This window comes from Kocuria sp. JC486 (assembly GCF_011602805.1).
Taxonomy (GTDB): domain Bacteria; phylum Actinomycetota; class Actinomycetes; order Actinomycetales; family Micrococcaceae; genus Kocuria; species Kocuria soli.
The window spans coordinates 1-411 of the sequence record NZ_JAAOZS010000018.1; positions in this window are offsets into that span (position 1 = coordinate 1).

Sequence of the window (411 nt, forward strand, 5' to 3'; positions counted from 1 at the left end):
TCAACCAAACAAACAAAAATTTGGTATCAACAAACAAACAAAACACTATTGAGTTCTCAAACAACAGGACGGTCGAGGGCTTTGTCACCACCGCATGCTGAGCAGCCGAAGTTTCCTTCGTGGTCTGCGTCAGTGTGCGGCTCGTTCGGTGCTTTTGCACCTCGCCGAAGTGCTCCACTACTCTACCGATCCGGTGTCCTCGGCGTCAACTCCGCCTGTCAGGCGGGTGAACTCCTCGGAGACTTCCCGTTTCGGTCGGCCTTCCCTTTCGGTGGGCCGCCGGAGCAACGAGGTGAAACAGTACACGCGGCATCGGGCCCGCGCAAATGACCGAACGGCCGCGGGGGGCTCCCCCCCTCCACGGCGGGGGGGGGGGGCCGCCGCGGCCCCCTGGGGCCCCCCCTGTGCGGG